At 72.4% G+C, this 5,340-nt stretch carries 6 protein-coding genes and 1 riboswitch; of the genes, 4 read left to right on the top strand and 2 right to left on the bottom strand.

Annotated elements, in window-relative coordinates:
- Nucleotides 1-180: 180 nt before the first annotated feature.
- Nucleotides 181-651, bottom strand: coding sequence for a DUF4190 domain-containing protein (locus E1281_RS37135; RefSeq protein ID WP_131884384.1), 471 nt, complete (start codon nt 649-651; stop codon nt 181-183).
- A 130-nt stretch (nt 652-781) separates the two neighbouring features.
- On the opposite strand from E1281_RS37135, the gene purN reads away from it, so the two are divergent.
- The 4 genes from purN (at nt 782) to E1281_RS37120 (ending at nt 4,315) form a co-directional block, all read left to right on the top strand.
- Nucleotides 782-1,468: a phosphoribosylglycinamide formyltransferase gene (purN, locus tag E1281_RS37130; protein WP_131884383.1), complete on the top strand. Its 687-nt coding sequence runs from the start codon at nt 782-784 to the stop codon at nt 1,466-1,468.
- Nucleotides 1,449-3,011, top strand: coding sequence for a bifunctional phosphoribosylaminoimidazolecarboxamide formyltransferase/IMP cyclohydrolase (gene purH / locus E1281_RS37125; RefSeq protein WP_131884382.1), 1,563 nt, complete (start codon nt 1,449-1,451; stop codon nt 3,009-3,011). Before purN ends, purH begins: the two co-directional genes overlap by 20 nt.
- 146 nt (nt 3,012-3,157) lie before the next feature.
- The gene (locus E1281_RS40850) at nt 3,158-3,334 is read left to right on the top strand and encodes a hypothetical protein (RefSeq protein WP_165959268.1); all 177 of its coding nucleotides are present in this window, start codon (nt 3,158-3,160) and stop codon (nt 3,332-3,334) included.
- A gap of 17 nt (nt 3,335-3,351) precedes the next feature.
- Nucleotides 3,352-3,437, top strand: a riboswitch (ZMP/ZTP riboswitch).
- Between the two features lie 26 nt (nt 3,438-3,463).
- Nucleotides 3,464-4,315 carry a bifunctional methylenetetrahydrofolate dehydrogenase/methenyltetrahydrofolate cyclohydrolase gene (locus tag E1281_RS37120; RefSeq protein ID WP_131884381.1) on the top strand — a complete coding sequence of 284 codons (852 nt, stop codon included), beginning with the start codon at nt 3,464-3,466 and terminating at the stop codon, nt 4,313-4,315.
- Nucleotides 4,316-4,477: 162 nt separating this feature from the next.
- Here the strand turns inward: E1281_RS37120 and E1281_RS37115 are convergent, their stop codons facing one another.
- Complete coding sequence (locus E1281_RS37115) at nt 4,478-5,191, bottom strand: FHA domain-containing protein (protein WP_243717770.1); 714 nt, start codon at nt 5,189-5,191, stop codon at nt 4,478-4,480.
- Between the last annotated feature and the right edge of the window lie 149 nt (nt 5,192-5,340).

The following is a 5,340-nucleotide window of genomic DNA, read 5'->3' as shown; positions in this document are numbered from 1 at the left end:
GTCGAAGGCCATCTGGTCGACGACCCGCCGGACGAGCCGCGGGCCGCGGAGCCGCCGCCCGCACCGCTGCCGCCCGAGGACCCGGGGCGGACCGAGACCCGGGGCGGCGCGATCTACGTCCTCCGCGAGGACCGCGAGCAGGACGGGCCGGACGAGTAGCGCGAGTAGGCGGACCTGCCGTCAGAGCAGGTCGCCGTACTTCTCCATGCTGCCGGCCGGCAGGCCGAGCTTGTCCTCGATCTTGGGGTAGAACTCGTCCTGGCAGCTCTGCTCGTCGGTGGCGGTGTTGGCCGTGCTCAGGCACTCCTGGTAGGCGCTCATCTCCGACCACAGGAACATCGTCATCGCGACCGACAGCGCCGAGAAGAGCAGCCCGACCGAGCCGAGCACGATGCCGGGGACGGCGCCGGGGGCGGCGTTCCCGGAGCCGCGCGCCGCGCGGCGGGCGCGGATGCCCACGACCAGCGCCGCGATGCCCAGCACGACGCCGAGCGGATAGAAGAAGAACGCCGTCAGCAGCGCGATGCCGCCGAGCCACAGGGCCCGCCACCCGCCTTGCTGCATCTTGGACGGTCCCGCGGGCGGCCGCCCCTCCGGCCGCCCGTCGGGGCGGTCTTCGGGCGGGGCCGGAGGGCCCGGCTGCTCGCTCACGTCGTTTTCCTCCTGGCCTGGTGCGGATTTCCGGATGGCCCGCTTCCGCGTGGTCTGCTTTCAGGGTGCGCCGAACCGGCCCGATAGGCTTCCTGGTGGCCCGAACAACACCGCCGTCCACCAGGGAGTCATGGTGTCCGCCCGGCTCGTCGTCCTCGTCTCCGGCGCGGGGACCAACCTACAAGCGCTGCTCGACGCGTGCGCGGATCCAGCCTACGGGGCGGAAGTCGTGGCCGTGGGGGCGGACCGCCCCGATATCGGGGGAACCGCCCGCGCCGAACGGTCGGGATTGCCCACGTTCACCCTCCGCATCCCGGATTTCGCGTCTCGCGACGACTGGGACGCGGCGCTGGCCGAGGCGGTCGCCGAGCACGAGCCGGACCTGGTGGTGTCCGCCGGGTTCATGAAGATCCTGGGGCCGCGCTTCCTGGCGAGGTTCGGCGGCCGGACGGTCAACACCCATCCGGCGCTGCTGCCGTCGTTCCCCGGAGCCCACGCCGTACGGGACGCCCTGGCGTACGGGGTGAAGGTGACGGGCTGTACGGTTCACTTCGTCGACGAAGGCGTGGACACCGGACCCGTCATCGCCCAGGAGACGGTCCCCGTGGGCTGGCATGACGACGAAGACTCCCTGCACGAGCGGATCAAGCAGGTGGAGCGGCGCCTCCTGGTCGACGTCGTCGGGCGGCTCGCCCGCGACGGCTGGACCGAGCGCGGCAGGCGGGTCTCGATGAAGTGCCGGACCTGTGGTGACGGGTCCGGGAACGGTGCGACCGATCAAGAGGGGAGTTCGGCCGGTGAGTCGGGTGGCGATTAAGCGCGCACTGATCAGCGTGTACGACAAGAGCGGGCTGGAAGAGCTGGCCCGCGGCCTGCACGAGGCGGGCGTGGAGATCGTCTCGACCGGCTCTACAGCGGGACGGATCTCCTCCGCGGGGGTCCCGGTGATGAGGGTGGAGAAGCTCACCGGATTCCCCGAGTGCCTGGACGGCCGGGTCAAGACCCTGCACCCGAAGGTGCACGCGGGCCTGCTCGCCGACCGCCGCAAGGAGGAACACGTCCAGCAGCTCGACGACCTGGCCGTCGAGCCGTTCGACCTGGTCGTGGCGAACCTGTACCCGTTCGCCGACACGGTCGAGTCGGGCGCGGCGCCGGACGAGTGCGTCGAGCAGATCGACATCGGCGGCCCCACGATGGTGCGCGCCGCCGCGAAGAACCACGCGAGCGTCTCCGTCGTCGTCGACCCGACCGCCTACGGGACGGTCCTGGACGCCGTGAAGGCGGGCGGCTTCACCCTGGAGGAGCGCCGCCGCCTGGCCGCCCGCGCGTTCGCGCACACCGCGTCCTACGACGTGGCCGTGGCGTCGTGGTTCGCGAGCACCTACGCGCCCGACGAGACGGCCGCCGAAGCGCAGTGGCCCGACTTCCTCGGCGCGACGTGGGAGCGCGCGAACGTCCTGCGCTACGGCGAGAACCCCCACCAGCGCGCCGCCCTCTACACGGACGGCTCCGGCGGCGGCCTGGCCGGGGCGGAGCAGCTCCACGGCAAGGAGATGTCCTACAACAACTACGTGGACGCGGACGCCGCCCGCCGCGCCGCCTACGACTTCACCGACCCCGCCGTCGCGATCATCAAGCACGCCAACCCCTGCGGCATCGCGGTCGGCGCGGACGTCGCCGAGGCGCACCGCAAGGCCCACGCCTGCGACCCGCTGTCCGCCTTCGGCGGCGTGATCGCGGTGAACCGCCCGGTGACCGTCCCCATGGCCGAGCAGGTCGCGGAGATCTTCACCGAGGTCTTGATCGCGCCCGGCTTCGAGGACGGCGCCCTGGAGGTCCTGACCCGCAAGAAGAACATCCGGCTGCTGCGCTGCCCGCAGGGCCCCGCGAACCCGGCCGAGTACCGGCGGATCGACGGCGGCGTCCTGCTCCAGGACGTCGACCGCGTGGTCGCCTCCGGCGACGACCCGTCCACCTGGGAGCTCAAGGTCGGCGCCGCCGCCGACGAGGCCACGCTCGCCGACCTGGCGTTCGCCTGGCGGGCCGTCCGCGCGGTGAAGTCCAACGCGATCCTCCTGGCCGCGGACCGCGCCACCGTCGGCGTCGGCATGGGGCAGGTCAACCGCGTCGACTCCGCCAAGCTCGCGGTCGAGCGGGCCGGGTCCGAGCGCGCCGCGTCCTCGGTGGGCGCGTCCGACGCGTTCTTCCCCTTCCCGGACGGCCTGGAGGTCCTGACCGAGGCGGGCGTGCGCGCGATCGTCGAACCCGGCGGCTCGGTCAACGACGACAAGGTCATCGCCGCCGCCGAAAAGGCCGGAATCACCCTCTACTTCACCGGCGTCAGGCACTTCTTTCATTGATCGGCCAAGGGCCCGGTGTGGCGCAGAACACCGCCGCACCGGGTTTACCGCCTCGTCCTTCACCCGATCCGGGCAGGTAGCCTCGGCCTGATCGCGCCCCATGACCCTCCCTTGACCCCGGCGCGAGCGTTCTGTTGGAGGCGTGTGTGGACGTGATCTTGGCGGTCGTCGTGGGTGTCGTGTATCGGGCTGACGCGTTGCTGATGGAGTCGCGGCAGATGATCGGGCTGCTCGCGGCGTTCCTCGCGGCGGTCCTGGCGGCGCAGCTCGGGTGGCACGGCACCGATCGCGTGATCGCCTGGCGCCGCCGCTCCGAGGACTAGCCGCCGGCTCGCTACCATGGGTTTCACGCGACTGGCGCGGTCAAGGTGGATCACCACCGGGGAGCGAACGACGGTCCGGACACCGCGCGCCTGGGTGGACGGGTCTCTGGCGAGACCGCGGAGGAACGCATGACGGCACAGATTCTGGACGGCAAGGCCACGGCCGCCGACATCCGCTCGAACCTCAAGGGGCGCGTCGAGGCGCTGCGCGAGCGCGGCGTGACCGTCGGGCTCGGGACGGTCCTGGTGGGCGACGACCCCGGCAGCCACTCCTACGTCAACATGAAGCACCGCGACTGCGCCGAGGTCGGCATCGAGAGCATCCGCCGCGACCTGCCCGCCACCGCGACCCAGGACGAGGTCGAGGGCGCCGTCGCCGAGCTGAACGCCGACCCCGCCTGCACCGGCTACATCGTCCAGCTCCCGCTGCCGAAGGGCCTGGACGAGCAGCGCGTGCTGGAGCGCATCGACCCGGCCAAGGACGCCGACGGCCTGCACCCGACGAACCTCGGGCGGCTCGTCCTCATGCAGCCCGGCCCCCTGCCGTGCACGCCCAAGGGGATCATCGAGCTGCTGCGCCGCTTCGACGTCCCGATCAAGGGCGCGGAGGTCGCCGTCGTCGGCCGCGGCATCACGGTCGGGCGCTCGCTCGGCCTGCTGCTGACCCGCCGCAGCGAGAACGCGACCGTCACGCTCTGCCACACCGCCACCCGCGACCTGGCCGCGCACACCCGCGAGGCCGACATCGTCGTGGCCGCCGCCGGCGTCCCCGGCCTCATCACCGGTGACATGGTCAAGCCGGGCGCCGCCGTCCTGGACGTCGGCGTGTCCCGCGTGGACGGCAAGCTCGCCGGGGACGTCGCCGCCGACGTCCGCGACGTCGCCGGGTGGGTCGCGCCGAACCCGGGCGGCGTCGGCCCGATGACGCGCGCGATGCTGCTGGTCAACGTCGTCGAGGCCGCCGAGGGCCGCCTCAGCTGATCCGAGCACATGCGAAGGCCGCCACCAGCACCCTGGTGGCGGCCTTCGCCGTGGATCTCACCGGACGGGGCCGCGCCGTCACGCGCGCGGCCCCGTCCGGGTCCGGCTCAGCGATCGCCCTCGTGGTTCTGCGCTGCCGGAGAGGGCGACCGCACGTTCACCTCAGCTGGCCCTCCGTCCCGCGGCGCTCGGCGCCGCGCGGTTCGGTCCGTTGACATGACCGTGGCCCGTACCCGCCCTACGGGTCTCGGTCGTGCCGCGGACCCCGGGGACCCGCCCGTCCATCGGCGGGCGGCCCTGCGGGACGTGCACCGGCGGCAGCGGCCGGACGAGGCCCATCGCGATGACCTCGTTGGCGAGCCGCGTGCGCCGGTTGGCGCCCTCGGGGATCCGGAACTTCTGGTAGAGGCGCAGCAGGTGCTGCTTGACGGCCGCCTCCGTCACCACCAGCTCTCCGGCGATGTCGCGCGCCGTGGCCGGGGCCACGAACGCCTCGTCGGACAGTGCGGGACGGCAGAGCGAGGTCAGCACATCGACCTCGCGGCGGGTGAGCTCGGGTGCGACGGCACGCCGGAGCTCGACGTCCGGGTCGACCTCCTCACGGGGGATTCCCCCCAGTCGGCAGCGCGCCGTGCCGAAGCTCACGACGTCGCCGTCCTCCAGGACACGGCGGGCGATCGGCCTGCCGTTCACTCGGGTCCCGTTACGGGACAGGCCCATGTCCACCACGTAGATGTACGGACCGCGTCGGACGATCTCTGCGTGCAATTGGGACACACTCGGGTCGTCGAGGCGTACGTCGACTCCTCTCCCTCTCCCGACCGTCGTCACGTCGGGGCGCAGCGGCATCACCAGCCCGCTGTCCTCGATCCGCATGAACGGCCCCTCCACGGCAGCCCTCCCAGCTAGTTAGCGACCCCTGTCTGCCGGGTTACCCGGGCGCGTACCCGTCACACCCTCCTACTGGCGAGTAGGACCGATGGCACAGGGCATTCGGGCCTCTCGGGCATCCCCTGTGCCCCACC

Source organism: Actinomadura sp. KC345, from assembly GCF_004348515.1.
In the GTDB taxonomy this organism is placed as follows: domain Bacteria; phylum Actinomycetota; class Actinomycetes; order Streptosporangiales; family Streptosporangiaceae; genus Spirillospora.
This window is presented reverse-complemented; position numbering and strand designations above follow the sequence as displayed.